This is a genomic window from Pseudomonas sp. PS01300 (assembly GCF_029960155.1).
Lineage (GTDB): Bacteria > Pseudomonadota > Gammaproteobacteria > Pseudomonadales > Pseudomonadaceae > Aquipseudomonas > Aquipseudomonas palmensis.
This window is the reverse complement of record NZ_JASCPN010000052.1, coordinates 1-13980: the sequence shown is the minus strand read 5'-3', so window position 1 is coordinate 13980 and position 13980 is coordinate 1. Positions and strand designations below refer to the sequence as shown.

Sequence of the window (13980 nt, the reverse complement as noted above, 5' to 3'; positions counted from 1 at the left end):
TTTGTTGCAGGCTGCCAGCGCACTTCTGGCCGTAGCCGGTTTGCCTGGCGGACCGTGCACTCAGGTTTTACGACCGCTTCGCGCTCGATCGTCGGCCAAGCCAACTCCCACGCCCTGCGGGCAGAAGCCAACCTCACAGCCCCAAACAACCTGCTTCTGGCCGCAAGGCCGTGGGAGCGGGCTTGCCCCGCGATCTGGCGCGAAGCGGCAGCAAAACCAGCGCACCCGATTTGCCTGACACACCCTGCACTCAGGTTTTACGACCGCTTCGCGCTCGATCGTCGGCCAAGCCAACTCCCACGCCCTGCGGGCAGAAGCCGACCTCACAGCCCCAAACAACCTGCTTCTGGCCGCAAGGCCGTGGGAGCGGGCTTGCCCCGCGATCTGGCGCGAAGCGGCAGCAAAACCAGCGCACCCGGTTTGCCTGACACACCCTGCACTCAGGTTTTACGACCGCTTCGCGCTCGATCGTCGGCCAAGCCAACTCCCACGCCCTGCGGGCAGAAGCCAACCTCACAGCCCCAAACACCTGCTTCTGGCCGCAAGGCCGTGGGAGCGGGCTTGCCCCGCGATCTGGCGCGAAGCGGCAGCAAAACCTGCGCGCACGGTTTGCCTGACACACCCTGCGGGCAGAAGCCGACCTCACAGCCCCAAGCAACCTGCTTCTGGCAAGCACCCCGGCACCTACCCGCCTGGCGCACACAATCAATCCATGTGGCAGCCAGATCAAAGACAGCCCCCACCGTCCCCGCCCTAAATGGCCACCACTCACGCCAACCCGGGGACCCCACCACCATGAACCTGCACCCTCACCTGCTTGCCGCCCTCAGCCTGGCTGCGCTGCTGGCCCAGCCATCAGCCCAGGCCATCGAGCTCTACGCCGATGACGAGTCCCACCTGAATGCCGACATCCTGGCGGTGTACGGCCTGTTCAACAGCCGCAAGAACTACGACGCCACGCCCGGCGGCTCGACCTGGCGCGAGGGCTTCATCAAGTATGGAATCAGCGGCGACCAGCGCCTGGCCGGCAACGGCAGTGCCTACGGCGCACTCAGCTGGGTCAGTTCCGCCACCTGGGGCGATGGCGACGCAGCCGGCAACACCGACGGCACCGAGCGCACCACCAAGCTGGAGGACGCCTACCTCGGCTGGCGCTCCGGCGAGCTGTTCCCGTTGCTGGGCAAGGATGGCGTGGATGCCTCGTTCGGCCGTCAGGTGGTCAAGCTGGGCCGCGGCTTTCTGATCAACGACGACGGCCCCAACCTCGGCAAAGGCCCCGCCGACGGCGCGCTGGACCGTGGCGGCGCCTATTACCTGGCGGCGCGCCACGCCTTCGACCGCACCGCCGTGCTGCGCCTGGGCGGCGAGCGTGGCGTGCACGCCAGCGTGCTGTGGCTCAAGTCCGACAACCGCGCCCAGGCCGAGACCGAACTGGCCGCCGGCTCCCTGGACTACACCACCGCGGCCGGCACCCTGGGGCTGACCTGGATTCACGGCCTGGGCGTCACCGAGCAATGGGCCAGCGAATTCCAGCGCCAACGCGACGGCATGGACACCTACAGCCTGCGCGGCGAAGGCAACGCCGGTATCGACAACACAAGCTTCGCCTTCGAATACGCCTGGCAGGACAAGCAGGCCGGCCCGGAAAAGGCCTGGTACGCCGAGGCCGGCTACACCTTCGCCGAGCTGCCCTGGGCACCGAGCCTGACCTACCGCTACACCCGCTATTCCGAAGGCTGGGATGCCTTGTTCACCGGGCTGAGCACCGGCTACGGCACCTGGTTCCAGGGTGAGGTGGCGGCCAACTACGCGGGGCCGTTCAACAGCAATACCGGGGTGCATCACCTGGGCCTGGTGGCCAAGCCACTGGAGAACCTGACCCTGGGCGCGCTGTATTTCGACTTCGATACCCTGCACACACGCAACGCGCTGAACCTCGGTGCCCGCGAGCTGGACCTGTACGTGGAATGGGCAGTCAGCCCGCACCTGATCATCAGCCCGCTGGTGGGGCTGTACCAGCCGAAAAAGGACGAGAACACGGGGGGCAATCAGGTGGGCGGCAATGGCACCAACCTGTACAGCCAGGTGACGCTGGCGATGCCGTTCTGAGTTGGCTGGGGCGACGGCCAGGGACATGTCCAAGGCCATCGCCCCCGGGGTTACACGGTCGCGTGGGCCTGTTGCTTGAGGCGTTCGGTGTCGACGCGCACGAACACCGAGTCGGCCGTCACGGTGAGCACGTCGCCGGCCCAGACTTCGCAGATGACCCGGCTCTTGCGTCCCACCTCACCCTCGACCCACGCCTTGAGCACCAGCTCCACGCCCATCGGGGTGGGCTTGAGGTAGGTCAGCGAAAGCTTGCCGGTGACGCAGTCGATGCGCGGCAGGCTGCCCGGCTCGCGGTCTTCGGCGCGGTAGTGCCAGGCCATGGCGGTCCAGTTCGAATGGCAGTCCACCAGCATCGCCAGCAACCCGCCGTACACCAGCCCCGGCCAGCCGGTGAAGGTGGCATCGGGTTCGTGCCGGCACAGCACGTGGCTGCCGTCCTCGGCCCAGTGGCTTTTCAGGTGCAGGCCGCTGGGGTGCGAGGTACCGCAGCCGTAGCACACGCCCTCTGGCGCGGCGAGGTCTTGCAGGGGTAAGGCTTGGGCGTTCATAGGCTTCCTGATTGTTTTTATGGAAAGTCAGACCGTCGATGGTAACGCTGCCAGGCCCGCGCGCGAAAGCGCCAGGGGCCGCCGCAGAGGCTCAGGCCTCCACCGGCAGCCCTGCCGCCTGCCAGTCCGGCAGGCCGCTGTCGAGCCGGCGCACCTTGAAGCCGTGCTCGCGCAAGGCCGCGGTGGCGGTACTCGACAGCACGCACCAGGGGCCACGGCAGTAGGCAACGATCTCCTGGTCCTGCGGCAGTTCGGCCAGGCGCTGCTGCAGCTCGTCCAGTGGCATGCTGATCGCCCCCGGCAAGTGCCCCAGGGCGTATTCCTCGTGGGAGCGCACATCCAGCAGGGTGATGCTCTGCTCGTGCAGGCGCTGCACCAGTTCGTCGCGTGACATCGCCTCCAGGCGCTCCTGCGCACTCATGCTGTCGGCCAGCAGCTCGCGCACCGCCAGGCGGTTGTGCTCGGCGAACTGCCCCAGTGCCGCCAGCACCTCCAGGATCGGCCCACCACCCAGGCGGTACAGCACGCGCTTGCCGTCGCGGCGGGTCTGTACCACGCCGGCGCGTCGCAGGTGCTGCAGGTGCTGGGAGGTGTTGGCCACGGACAACCCGCACAGTTCGGCCAGGCGCTCGACCGCACGCTCGCCCTGGGCGATGTGTTCGAGCAGGTGCAGCCGATGCGCATGGCCCAGGGTGCGGGCCAGCTCGGCGATATCGATGAAGTGTTGCTGAGGAAGGTCGGTCATTGACAGGAAGCTATCATTCGCCAATCATTCAATCAATTCATTGAATGTTTTATTCAGGAGCAACGCCATGTCCCCTCTGCTTCCCTTCATCGCCAGTGCCAGCCTGATCGGGCTGCTGGGCACGGCGCTGGCCGACCTGTGGGCCGAAACACAGAAGCGGGTGCTGAAGGTGCCCACGCCCAGCTGGCCGATGGTCGGGCGCTGGGTGGCGCACCTGCGCCATGGTCAGTTCACTCATGACAGCATCGCCAAGGCGCCGCCCGTACCGGGCGAAGCCCTGCTGGGCTGGGCGACGCACTATGTGATCGGGGTGCTGTACGCCGGGCTGCTGCTGGCGATCTTCGGCATCGGCTGGGCCCATAGCCCTACCCTGCTGCCGGCGCTGGCGATCGGTATCGGCACGCTGGTGGCGCCGTTCTTCATTCTGCAGCCGGGCATGGGCGCAGGCGTACTGGCCCGTCGCACCCCCAACCCCAAGGTGGCACGCCTGCGCAGCCTGGCGGCGCACACGGCGTTCGGGGTCAGCCTGTTTGTCGCGGCGCTGCTGCTCAATGGCCTGGGCCTGATGCCCCTGGGCTGAGCTCAGGCCTCACGCTGGCACCAGGCGTCTATCAGTACGTCCAGCAATGCCTGCGCATCCGTGGTGTTGGCGTCGACCAGGGCAATGGCCCAGCCACAGCCGGCCAGCTCGAAGTGTTCGCGCCAGTTGGGACACGCCACAAGCCCGGCCAGGTCGAAGGAAAACATGCCGCCCCGCTCGCCATGGCCGCCGTGAATCGACTCGCCCAGGCCGAATGGCCGCGGGTCGAAGGGCTTGAGGCTCACGTAGTACACGTGGTGGGTGTCGTGCTCCGGGGTGGGCGCGCGGTTGCACTGGGAGAAGTCCACCGACTGCCAGCCCAGCTCGCGCTCGCTCATCGGCTGTGCCTGCGCGAGCAGGTAGTCGAGCCCCAGCGTACGCCCACCCGGCCAACCGAGCTGGGTGGCACTGAAGGTTCGCTGGCGCGCCTTGCGTGGGTTGGCAAGCTCGCTCCAGCCCAGCTCGCGGGTCAGCACCAAGCCCTTGAGCAAGCGGTGCTCGCCATTGTTCAGCTCCAGCACGAACTGGCCGTAATCGGTGGGTATCACCCGCACCAGGTGCGTCGGTGCCCCGTGGTCCTGCCCCATGTCGTCTTCCCCTGATGTTACAAAGAATTTCGGCAACGCCGCAGGGTCTACCCAGTAGATCCCCACACAAGAGTCTGCCATGAAATTCGAACGCTTCGCCCAGGGCCTGGCCAAACAGGCCGGTCGCTCGCGCACCTTCCTCATCGCACTGGTACTGATCGTGGTCTGGGCCGTCACCGGGCCGTGGTTCGACTACAACGACACCTGGCAGCTGATCATCAACACCTCGACCACCATCGTCACCTTCCTGATGGTGTTCGTCATCCAGAACACCCAGAACCGCGACAACGACGTGCTGCACATCAAGCTCGACGAACTGCTGCGCTCGACCAAGGCGGCGCACAACGCGCTGATGAACCTCGACCAGCTGGACAACAGCCAGCTCAAGCAATTGCTCAAGGAGTACCGGGAGATCGGCGAAGACCGCGCCACCGACCTGCCCGCCGATGAAACCGGGGGCAGGCGCGGCGACGCGCAGTGAGGCGGGCTACTGGTTGGCGCCGGTGAGGGTGTTGTAGCTGGTGATCAGGTTGCGGTAGTCGGGGATGTGGTTGGAGAACAGCGCGCCCAGCCCCTCGACATCGTTGCGCCAGTCGCGGTGCAGTTCGCAGGCCGCGCCGAACCAGGTCATCAGTTGCGCACCGGCCGACGACATGCGGTCCCAGGCCGCGTCGCGGGTGATCGGGTTGAAGGTGCCGGAGGCGTCGGTGATCACGAACACCTCGAAGCCTTCGGCAATCGCCGACAGCGCCGGGAACGCCACGCACACCTCGGTAACCACACCGGCGATGATCAGCTGCTTCTTGCCCGTGGCCTTGACCGCCTTGACGAAGTCTTCGTTGTCCCAGGCGTTGATCTGGCCGGGGCGCGCGATATATGGCGCGTCAGGGAACTGCGCCTTGAGCTCGGGCACCAGCGGGCCGTTGGGGCCGCTTTCAAAGCTGGTGGTGAGGATGGTGGGCAGCTTGAAGTACTCGGCCAGGTCGGCCAGCGCCAGCACGTTGTTCTTGAACTTGTCCGGCTCGATGTCACGCACCAGCGAGAGCAGCCCGGCCTGATGGTCGACCAGCAGCACGGCGGCGTTGTTCTTGTCCAGACGGGTGTAGGGAACACTCATGGTCATACTCCTTGCAGGGGTGGTCCGGCGCCGTGGCGCCGGAGTTGGGACAAACGTGAGTTGCATACAGACCCTAGTCGGCGCGTGTGACAGTGCCGCCGCCATTGGTCATCTGGCCGAAGCGCCCGGCGCGAAAATCGGCGAACGCCGCCTCGATCTCGGCATCGCTGTTCATCACGAACGGGCCGTAGCCGACGATGGGTTCATCCAGCGGCTCGCCGCTGAGCCACAGCACCGCCGCCTCGCTGTCGGCCTGCAGCAGCACTTCGTCGCCGGCACGCTCCAGCAGCACCAGTTGTGCCGGGCCCACCGAACGCTCGCCATTGACCGTGACCTGGCCGCGCAGCACCACCAGGGCGCTGCTGTGACCGGCCTGGGCAGGCAACCGCACGGGCTTGCCGGGCTTGAGCTGCATGTCCCACACCTGCATCGGCGTGAAGGTGCGCGCCGGGCCGCAATGGCCGTGGTAGTCACCGGCAATCACCCGCAGGCTGCCGGCACCGCCGGGCAGCACCACGCTGGGGATGTCGGCGGCCAGCAGGGTCTGGTAGCCGGCAGGGGCAGACTTGTGCCGGGCCGGCAGGTTGACCCACAACTGCACCATCTCCAGGGTGCCGCCACTGCGGGCGAACGACGGCGCATGGAACTCTTCATGCAGGATGCCGCCCGCGGCCGTCATCCACTGCACATCGCCCGGGCCGATCAGGCCACCGGCACCGGTGGAGTCGCGGTGCTCCAACTCGCCCTGGTAGACGATGGTCACCGTTTCGAAACCGCGGTGCGGGTGCTGGCCGACGCCGCGACGGGCGCTGGTGGGGGTGAAGGCATGGGGCCCGGCGTAGTCGAGCAGCAGGAACGGGCTGATGTGCTGGGCCAGGTTGTCGTAGGTGAACAGGCTGCGTACCGGGAAGCCGTCACCCACCCAATGCGGGTGCGGGCTGCTGTAGACGCCTTGGATCTTTTTCATGAGCTACCTCCTCTCGTGCATGAAGCCAACGATAAGGGCGCAACGCTGAAGGCGGTAGATAGCGTAAAGTGCCCTCAGCGTTCCATTTGGAGAACAGTGGTGGAAGACCTCAACGACCTGTACTACTTCGCCCAGGTGGTCGAGCACGGTGGCTTTGCCGCCGCCGGCCGTGCCCTGGACATGCCCAAGTCCAAACTCAGCCGGCGGGTGGCCGGGCTCGAGGAGCGCCTCGGGGTGCGCCTGATCCAGCGTTCCACTCGGCATTTTTCGGTAACCGACATCGGGCAGGCCTACCACCGCCATTGCGTGGCCATGCTGGTGGAGGCCGAAGGTGCGGCCGAGCTGATCGAGCGCCACCGTGCCGAGCCCCAGGGCATCGTGCGCCTGAGCTGCCCCACGGCGCTGCTGGATTTCTGGGTGGGGCCGATGCTGTCGCGCTTCATGGTGCAGTGCCCGCTGGTGCAGCTGCATATCGAGAGCACCAACCGCCATGTGGACCTGATCCAGGAAGGCATCGACATTGCGCTGCGGGTGCGGGTGCCGCCGCTGGAGAGCAGCGACCTGGTGATGAAGGTGCTGGCCAACAGCACGCAGTTGCTGGTGGCCGCGCCCGGCTTGCTGGCGTCGTTGCCCAGGCCCATCGTGCCCGCCGACCTGGCCGCCTTGCCGAGCCTGCACTGGGGCAACCCGCAGCGCGATTATCAATGGCAGCTCAATGGCCCGGACGGCGCCACGGCCAGCTTGCGGCACACGCCGCGGCTGGTGACCGACGACCTGGTGGTATTGCGCCAGGCGGCGCTGGCGGGCGTGGGGGTGGTGCACCTGCCACTGGTGGTGATCCGCGACGAGCTTGCCCGTGGCGAGCTGGTGCAGCCCACCCCGCACTGGGCACCGCAATGCGGGCTGGTGCACGCGGTGTTTGCCTCACGGCGCGGGCTGCTGCCTTCAGTGCGGCACCTGCTGGATTTTTTGGCCCAGGAGTTTGCCCAGAGCGGGATCGATTGATGTGCCAGGGTTTGCTGGCGCTATGCGCCAGATCGCGGGTCAAGCCCGCTCCCACGGGGATTGCGGCACTCTTTGAATAGGCGCTGTACCTGTGGGAGCGGGCTTGCCCCGCGATCGAATGCACAGCATTCGCTGAACCTGCACCCACCGATCATCAGGCATACTGCCCCCCCCACCCTCAACCCCAACGCACCGCCATGCAGCCGATTGTCCCCCTGGCAGAAAACTACCCCCACGGCGAGCGCATCGCCCCGCACTGCCACAACCGCGCCCAGCTGATCCATGCCCTGAGCGGGGTGATCACGGTCAACTCCAGCCAGGGCTGCTGGGTGGTTCCGCCAGGGCGCGGCGTATGGGTGCCCGCCGCCGTCGAACACGACCTGAAGATGGCCGGCCAGGTCCGCATGCGCACCCTGTTCGTCGCCTCCGACGCGCGCCCCGACCTGCCGCTGACCTGCCGCGTGGTGGACATCCCGCCGCTGCTGCGCCAACTGATCATCAGCGCCATGCTCATCCCCGCCGACTACCCGCCCGGCGGGCGTGACGAGCGGGTGATGCAGTTGATTCTGGACGAGATCCGCGTGCTGCCAATTCTGGCCCTGTACGTGCCGCTGCCGGTCGACCCGCAACTGGCCGCGCTGTGCCAGGCCCTGCGCGACGACCCGGCCAGCCCCTGGAGCCTGCAGCGCGCCGCCGCCCACAGCGGCCTCAACGCACGCACCCTGACCCGCGCCTTCCAGCGCGAAACCGGCCTGAGCTTCATCCAGTGGCTGCGCCGCCTGCGCCTGCTGGCCAGCCTCGACGCGCTGGCCGCCGGGCACTCGATCCTGAACGTGGCGCTGGACCTGGGCTACGACAGCCCCAGCGCCTTCAGCGCCATGTTCCGCCGCACCCTGGGGGTCTCGCCCAGTGCCTACTTCGGCAAGACCCCGGCCTACGGCCAGCCCGACGCCGACTAGTCAGCGTGCATGCTGGCGCAGCAGCAGCGACGCCAGCGCACACACCGCCAACGCCACGCACGACACATAGAACGCATCCGAATACGCCATCAGGTAGGCCTGCTGATGCACCGTCTGGTCCAGCTGCGCCAGCACCTGCAGGTGCGCCGGGGCCTGTGCATCGAGCACCCCGCCGGGCAGACGCTGCTGCACGGGTGCATCGAACAGCGTCAGGCTCTCATTGATGCGCTGCCCGTGAAACCGTTCGCGCAACGACACCAGCTGCGTCAGCAGCGCCGTGCCCACCGCACCGCCCAGGTTGCGCAGCATCGAGATCAGCGCCGAGGCCGAGCCGGCCTGGGCCTTGTCCAGCCCCTTCACCGCCAGCACCGACAGCGCCACCATGATCAGCGGCTGGCCCAGCCCGCGCACCACCGTGGAGGGGATGATCACGTTCTTTGCCGCGTCCGCCGACAGGTGCGCCCCCAGCCAGCAGCCCAGCGCCATGATCGCGAAGCCGCTGGCCACCAGCACCTTGGCGTTGAGCCAGCGCATCAGGCGCGGCAGCAGCGGCGCCAGCAGCAACTGCACCATGCCGTAGGCGATCAGGCTGATGCCGATTTCGCGGGCGTTGTAGCCCTGCACCTGGGACAGGTAGTTGGGCACCAGAAACACCAGCCCGAAGGTCGCCGCCCCGAACACCGCCATGGCCAGGCTGGCCACGCCGAAGTTGTAGCTGGCCAGCAGGCGCAGGTTGATGAAGGGCCGCGCGCCCCACAGCTGGCGCTGCACGAACAGCGCCAGCGCCACCACGGCAATCACGCTGAAGGTGACGATGAACGCCGAATCGAACCAGTCCTCGCGCCCGCCCTCCTCCAGCACGATCTGCAGCGCGCCCAGCCCCAGCGCCATGGCCGCGATGCCCAGCCAGTCGGCGCCGCGCAACTGGGCGCGGTCGCCGGCCTGCGCCGGGATCGACCACGCCACCGCCGCCAGCAGCGCCACCCCGGGCAGCAGTTGCAGCAGGAAGATCCAGCGCCATGAATAGGCGTCGGTCAGCCAGCCGCCGATCGACGGCCCGGCGGCCTGGGCCACGCTGTTGGAGAGGCTGAACAAGGCCATGCCCAGGGCGATCTTGCTCGGCGGCAGCTCGGTGATGATCAATTGCATCGACAGCGGGATCAGCACCGCCCCCGAAGCGCCCTGGATCACGCGGATGGCGATCATCGCCTGCAGGTTCGGCGCCAGCGCGCAACTGACCGAGCTGATCAGGAACACCAGCGAGCCCACCAGCATCACCCGGCGCAGCGAGAACACCTGCACCAGCCAGGCGGTGAGCGGAATCATGGTGATTTCCGCCACCAGGTAGGCGGTGGAGATCCATGAGCCTTCCTCGAACGTCGCCCCCAGCGCGCCTTCGATTTCCGGCAGCGCGGCACTGGTGACGTGCACGTTCATGCCCGCCATGAAGCAGCCGAACAAGCCTCCGATCACCGCCACCCACGCGCGCAGCGATACCTTGTCTTCAGTGCTCATCGCGCACCTGCGCCGTGCGCGTATCGATGGTGGCGATCACCGACATGCCCGGCAGCAGCCGCGGCGTGCCGGGTTCCACCGGGTCGAGGTGAATACGCACGGCAAAGCGCTGCACGATCTTGGTGAAGTTGCCGGTGGCGTTGTCGGGCGGCAACAGCGCGAACACCGCCCCCGAGCCGGGCGAGACGCTGTCGACCGTGCCCTGCCAGTGCCGGCCGAAGGTGTCCACCTCCAGGGTCGCGCGCTGCCCCGGGCGCATGTGTTCGAGCTGGGTTTCCTTGAAGTTGGCCACCACGTAGGCCTGCTCCACCGGCACCACTGCCAGCAGTGGCAGGCCGGGGCTGACGTACTGCTGCACACGCACCTTGCGCTGCCCCACCACGCCGTCGAAGGGCGCCCGTACCTGGGTGTCGGCCAGGGCGTTCTCGGCCAGGGCCAGGGCCGCCTCGGCCTGTTCCAGCTCGGCCTCGCGGCGCACCAGTTCGGCCCGGGCCTCGCGCTGCTGGCTGGCCAGCACCTGGTGCCGGGCCCGCTGCATGGCCCAGCCGGCGTCCGCGCCCTTGAGTGTGGCCTGCGCCTGGGTGCGTGTGGTGCTGGCGCGTTCGGCACGCTGGGCACTCACCGCGTTCATGCCGATCAACTGGCGGTAACGCTGCCAGTCGAGTTCGGCGCGCCGCGCCTCGGCACCGCCCGCCTCGCGCTCGGCGGCGGCACGGGCAATCGCCTGCCCTTGCCCCTCCAGCTGCGCCGCCAGGGTCACCAGCACGGCCTGCTGCGCCTGCACCGAAGCGGTACTGGCGGCCAGCGCCGCACGGGCCTGGCGCACCTGCTGGCGATAGTCGCGGTCGTCCAGCTGCACCAGCAGGTCGCCGGCCTTGACCACGGCATTGTCGGCCACGCTGACCTGGGCCACATAGCCCCCCACCCGCGCACTGATCGGCGCCCAGTCGGCGCGCACGTAGGCATCGTCGGTCTGTTCGTTGAAGCGCCCGCTGTGCCACACATACAAGGCAACCCCTAGTACCGCCAGCGTGCCGGCTGCGCCCAGGGCGCGGCGCAGCGTCATCACGCGCACGCGCTCGGTGGCTTGGGTAACCGGTGGTTCGGGGCTGACCGCCTGGTTCATGTTCGTGCTCCCTGTTGTTGTTCAAGGATGCACTCTAAGGGGGTCAGCGGTTGGCGTTCGCTAGCGTACAGGCCAGTATTCGTCGCGAAATGGACAACCTGCCATCAGCCCAGCAGGTAGGTTTGCACCTCGTGCGCACAGGCCTGCGGATCTTCCTGCATGAAGCAGTGCCCGCCGGGCACCTCGCGCAGCTCGACCCTTGGGTTCAGACGCGCCCAGCGCGCCAGCGACACGGGTACGAAGGGATAGGTGGTGATGCCATGCAGCACCCGTGCGGGTGTCTGCACCTGGGCCAGGGCAGCCCACAGCCCGCGAGGGAACGAACTGAACACGTCCACTTCGCGCGCAGGGCGGCACTTGAGCACTACCCCTTCGCCGCAGTCGCCGATGGCGTGGTCCACATAGGCCTGCAGCGCCTCGTCGTGCCAGCCCTTGAAAATGCCGCGCCCGTGCAGCGCGGCGTAGGCCGCCTCGCGGTCGGGCCAGTGGCTGCGCCGGGTGGCGGCCTTGCGTGCCAGGCCGTGGCGACGGTGCATGCCGAACAGCGTGGCCACGCTCATCACCCCCAGCATCGAGCGGCTGAACACCACAGGGTCAAGCAATACCGCCCGCTGAAACAGGCCCGGTTGCAGCGCCAGCATCAAGCCGGTCAGCACCCCGCCGAAACTGTGGCCCATGGCAAAGCACGCCACCTGCCCGTATTCGCCGCGGCCTGCCTGGAAGGCCTCGATCGCCAGCGCGGCGCTGCGGTTCCAGCCCACGAAGGCGCCGCCATGATCGCTGTCGCCATGGCCCTGCACATCGCACAGCCACAGGTCGAAATGCTCGGCCAGGCGCTCCAGCAACGGCTGGTAGGCCAGGCAGCAGAACCCGGTGCCGTGGATGAAATGCAGCAGCGGCTTGCCGCTGGCAGGTGAGCGCCAGCCGCGCAGGGTGAAGTGTTCGGCGCAGTCATGCGACCAGGGGATCAGTTCCATCGGGACTCGCTGTGGGGGTTACACAAAACCGGATTCTACAAACAGCAGTGGATACAGCGATAGCACCAGCAGTGCGGCCATCAGCCAATTGAACAGCTTGAGCCAGCGTGGGTCCTGCAGCACGGTGCGCAGCGCGCTGCCGAACATCACCCACACGCACACGCTGGGCAGGTTGACCACGGCGAACACCGCGGCGATCACGATCACGTTGGTCAGGTAGCCCTGGCTGGGTGCATAGGTGGTGATGGCGCCCACGGCCATGACCCAGGCCTTGGGGTTGACCCACTGGAAGGCTGCCGCGCCCCAGAAACCCAGGGGCTTGCGCGTGCCGGGTTCGGCGCTGGTCAGCGGGCCTGAATTGGCGATCTTCCAGGCCAGGTACAGCAGGTAGCTGGCGCCCACGTAGCGCAGCACGCCGTAGGCCAGCGGATAGGCCTTGAACAGCTCGCCCAGGCCAAGGCCCACCGCCAGTACCAGCACCATGAAGCCGATACTGATGCCCAGCGCGTGGGGAATGGTGCGACGCACACCGAAGTTCACGCCGGAGGCCAGCAACATGGTGTTGTTGGGGCCGGGGGTGATCGAGGAGACGAAGGCGAACAGCACGAAGGCCATCAGCAGGTTGAGCGAGGTGAGCATGGCGGGTGTCCGGCGGTGTGTTGTTGTGAAGTGACACTAACCAAGTCGGTGCGCAGCGCTGCGATACAGTTGGGGGCAATTGTGGCACTACACTTGGCGAGCCCTCACCACCCTCCAGGCTTCCCGTGCCCTCGACGGGCAATTGCCTTAGGATAACCCTCCTCGATTTCCGGAACAGAAGCCCCGCCATGCCCGTACATATCCGCCCCGCGCGCGTCGAAGACGCCAGCCAGATCCTCACCTTCATCACCGAGCTTGCCGAGTACGAGCGTGCCCGCCACGAGGTGATCGCCACGGTCGCCGATATCGAGCGCACGCTGTTCGGCGAAGGCAGCAGCACCCAGGCGCTGATCTGCGAGCGTGACGGCCAGGCCATCGGCTTTGCGGTGTACTTCTTCAGTTATTCGACCTGGCTCGGCACCCAGGGCATCTACCTCGAAGACCTGTACGTCACGCCCCAGGCCCGCGGCACGGGTGCGGGCAAGGCGTTGCTGCGCCACCTGGCGCAGGAGGCCTGTGCCAAGGGCTGCGGGCGCCTGGAGTGGAGCGTGCTGGACTGGAACGAACCGGCCATCCAGTTCTACAAGTCCATCGGCGCGCAGCCGCAGGACGAGTGGGTGCGCTATCGCATGGAAGGTGAAACGCTGCGCAGCTTCGCCCAGGGTTGAGACCACGCCATGTTCTTTCGATTGGCCGCCGACGGGCTGGTGCTGTTTCATCTGACGTTCATCGTGTTCGTGATGCTGGGCGGGTTGCTAGTGCTCAGGTGGCCGCGGCTGTGCTGGCTGCACCTGCCGGCCGTGACCTGGGGGGTGCTGGTGGAGGTGCTGCACCTGCCCTGCCCGCTGACCGAATGGGAAAACCGCCTGCGTGCAGCGGCGGGTGACACCGGCTACCCCGACAGCTTTGTGGAGCATTACCTGATACCGCTGATCTACCCGGCCAAGCTGACGGCAGGCATCCAGCTGTGGCTGGGGGCGTTGGTGTTCGTGGTGAATGCGGGGGTCTATGCGTGGTTGTGCTACTCGCGCAGGCGCCGTGCCTTGCGGTGAGTGTTCAGGCCGCTTCGCGGGCAAGGCCGGCACGTACGGGAGCCCGCCGTGCCG

At 67.3% G+C, this 13980-nt stretch carries 16 protein-coding genes; 7 read left to right on the top strand and 9 right to left on the bottom strand.

The features are described 5' to 3' along the window. The first annotated feature begins 795 nt into the window (after window positions 1-795). Window positions 796-2109: a hypothetical protein gene (locus QMX96_RS20670; protein WP_282362314.1), complete on the top strand. Its 1314-nt coding sequence runs from the start codon at window positions 796-798 to the stop codon at window positions 2107-2109. Between the two features lie 50 nt (window positions 2110-2159). Here QMX96_RS20670 and QMX96_RS20665 read toward each other — a convergent pair whose 3' ends face one another. Further along, on the bottom strand, window positions 2160-2657 hold the full coding sequence (locus QMX96_RS20665) for a PaaI family thioesterase (RefSeq protein WP_058540264.1): 498 nt from the start codon (window positions 2655-2657) through the stop codon (window positions 2160-2162). 91 nt (window positions 2658-2748) lie between these two features. Beyond that, complete coding sequence (locus tag QMX96_RS20660; protein WP_043860058.1) at window positions 2749-3402, bottom strand: metalloregulator ArsR/SmtB family transcription factor; 654 nt, start codon at window positions 3400-3402, stop codon at window positions 2749-2751. Between the two features lie 67 nt (window positions 3403-3469). Here QMX96_RS20660 and QMX96_RS20655 point away from each other — a divergent pair, with 67 nt between their 5' ends. Then, on the top strand, window positions 3470-3982 hold the full coding sequence (locus QMX96_RS20655; RefSeq protein WP_058540265.1) for a DUF2938 domain-containing protein: 513 nt from the start codon (window positions 3470-3472) through the stop codon (window positions 3980-3982). Between the two features lie 2 nt (window positions 3983-3984). Here QMX96_RS20655 and QMX96_RS20650 read toward each other — a convergent pair whose 3' ends face one another. After that, entirely contained in the window at window positions 3985-4569 is a 585-nt protein-coding gene (locus QMX96_RS20650) for a hypothetical protein (RefSeq protein ID WP_153002431.1), read from the bottom strand. A gap of 79 nt (window positions 4570-4648) precedes the next feature. Here QMX96_RS20650 and QMX96_RS20645 point away from each other — a divergent pair, with 79 nt between their 5' ends. Next, the gene (locus tag QMX96_RS20645) at window positions 4649-5050 is read left to right on the top strand and encodes a low affinity iron permease family protein (RefSeq protein WP_043860056.1); all 402 of its coding nucleotides are present in this window, start codon (window positions 4649-4651) and stop codon (window positions 5048-5050) included. A 6-nt stretch (window positions 5051-5056) separates the two neighbouring features. Here the strand turns inward: QMX96_RS20645 and ycaC are convergent, their stop codons facing one another. Continuing rightward, on the bottom strand, window positions 5057-5686 hold the full coding sequence (ycaC, locus tag QMX96_RS20640) for an isochorismate family cysteine hydrolase YcaC (protein ID WP_043860055.1): 630 nt from the start codon (window positions 5684-5686) through the stop codon (window positions 5057-5059). Between the two features lie 73 nt (window positions 5687-5759). Further along, entirely contained in the window at window positions 5760-6653 is an 894-nt protein-coding gene (locus QMX96_RS20635; RefSeq protein ID WP_058540266.1) for a pirin family protein, read from the bottom strand. Window positions 6654-6749: 96 nt separating this feature from the next. Between QMX96_RS20635 and QMX96_RS20630 the strand changes: the two genes are divergently transcribed. Next, window positions 6750-7658, top strand: a complete 909-nt coding sequence (locus tag QMX96_RS20630) for a LysR family transcriptional regulator (protein WP_173925050.1) — start codon at window positions 6750-6752, stop codon at window positions 7656-7658. A 197-nt stretch (window positions 7659-7855) separates the two neighbouring features. Beyond that, on the top strand, window positions 7856-8617 hold the full coding sequence (locus QMX96_RS20625; protein WP_054914418.1) for a helix-turn-helix transcriptional regulator: 762 nt from the start codon (window positions 7856-7858) through the stop codon (window positions 8615-8617). On the opposite strand, the gene QMX96_RS20620 is transcribed toward QMX96_RS20625, so the two are convergent. From QMX96_RS20620 to QMX96_RS20605, 4 genes are all read right to left on the bottom strand, one after another. Further along, the gene (locus QMX96_RS20620; RefSeq protein ID WP_043860227.1) at window positions 8618-10132 is read right to left on the bottom strand and encodes an MDR family MFS transporter; all 1515 of its coding nucleotides are present in this window, start codon (window positions 10130-10132) and stop codon (window positions 8618-8620) included. Then, entirely contained in the window at window positions 10122-11198 is a 1077-nt protein-coding gene (locus tag QMX96_RS20615) for an HlyD family secretion protein (protein ID WP_229590267.1), read from the bottom strand. The genes QMX96_RS20620 and QMX96_RS20615 overlap by 11 nt, the downstream gene beginning before the upstream one ends. Window positions 11199-11362: 164 nt before the next feature. Next, on the bottom strand, window positions 11363-12235 hold the full coding sequence (locus QMX96_RS20610) for an alpha/beta hydrolase (RefSeq protein ID WP_043860229.1): 873 nt from the start codon (window positions 12233-12235) through the stop codon (window positions 11363-11365). 18 nt (window positions 12236-12253) lie between these two features. Beyond that, window positions 12254-12874, bottom strand: coding sequence for a LysE family translocator (locus QMX96_RS20605; RefSeq protein ID WP_043860230.1), 621 nt, complete (start codon window positions 12872-12874; stop codon window positions 12254-12256). Between the two features lie 188 nt (window positions 12875-13062). Between QMX96_RS20605 and QMX96_RS20600 the strand changes: the two genes are divergently transcribed. Continuing rightward, window positions 13063-13542 carry a GNAT family N-acetyltransferase gene (locus QMX96_RS20600; RefSeq protein ID WP_043860231.1) on the top strand — a complete coding sequence of 160 codons (480 nt, stop codon included), beginning with the start codon at window positions 13063-13065 and terminating at the stop codon, window positions 13540-13542. A gap of 9 nt (window positions 13543-13551) precedes the next feature. After that, entirely contained in the window at window positions 13552-13926 is a 375-nt protein-coding gene (locus QMX96_RS20595; protein WP_043860232.1) for a DUF2784 domain-containing protein, read from the top strand. The last annotated feature ends 54 nt before the right edge of the window (window positions 13927-13980 follow it).

Excerpts from the sequence above, each read along its gene's own strand:
- QMX96_RS20670 (WP_282362314.1), top strand. The coding sequence starts at position 796 with ATGAACCTGCACCCTCACCTGCTTGCCGCCCTCAGCCTGGCTGCGCTG.
- QMX96_RS20665 (WP_058540264.1), bottom strand. The coding sequence starts at position 2,657 with ATGAACGCCCAAGCCTTACCCCTGCAAGACCTCGCCGCGCCAGAGGGC.
- QMX96_RS20660 (WP_043860058.1), bottom strand. The coding sequence starts at position 3,402 with ATGACCGACCTTCCTCAGCAACACTTCATCGATATCGCCGAGCTGGCC.
- QMX96_RS20655 (WP_058540265.1), top strand. The coding sequence starts at position 3,470 with ATGTCCCCTCTGCTTCCCTTCATCGCCAGTGCCAGCCTGATCGGGCTG.
- QMX96_RS20650 (WP_153002431.1), bottom strand. The coding sequence starts at position 4,569 with ATGGGGCAGGACCACGGGGCACCGACGCACCTGGTGCGGGTGATACCC.
- QMX96_RS20645 (WP_043860056.1), top strand. The coding sequence starts at position 4,649 with ATGAAATTCGAACGCTTCGCCCAGGGCCTGGCCAAACAGGCCGGTCGC.
- ycaC (WP_043860055.1), bottom strand. The coding sequence starts at position 5,686 with ATGAGTGTTCCCTACACCCGTCTGGACAAGAACAACGCCGCCGTGCTG.
- QMX96_RS20635 (WP_058540266.1), bottom strand. The coding sequence starts at position 6,653 with ATGAAAAAGATCCAAGGCGTCTACAGCAGCCCGCACCCGCATTGGGTG.
- QMX96_RS20625 (WP_054914418.1), top strand. The coding sequence starts at position 7,856 with ATGCAGCCGATTGTCCCCCTGGCAGAAAACTACCCCCACGGCGAGCGC.
- QMX96_RS20620 (WP_043860227.1), bottom strand. The coding sequence starts at position 10,132 with ATGAGCACTGAAGACAAGGTATCGCTGCGCGCGTGGGTGGCGGTGATC.
- QMX96_RS20615 (WP_229590267.1), bottom strand. The coding sequence starts at position 11,198 with ATGACGCTGCGCCGCGCCCTGGGCGCAGCCGGCACGCTGGCGGTACTA.
- QMX96_RS20610 (WP_043860229.1), bottom strand. The coding sequence starts at position 12,235 with ATGGAACTGATCCCCTGGTCGCATGACTGCGCCGAACACTTCACCCTG.
- QMX96_RS20605 (WP_043860230.1), bottom strand. The coding sequence starts at position 12,874 with ATGCTCACCTCGCTCAACCTGCTGATGGCCTTCGTGCTGTTCGCCTTC.
- QMX96_RS20600 (WP_043860231.1), top strand. The coding sequence starts at position 13,063 with ATGCCCGTACATATCCGCCCCGCGCGCGTCGAAGACGCCAGCCAGATC.
- QMX96_RS20595 (WP_043860232.1), top strand. The coding sequence starts at position 13,552 with ATGTTCTTTCGATTGGCCGCCGACGGGCTGGTGCTGTTTCATCTGACG.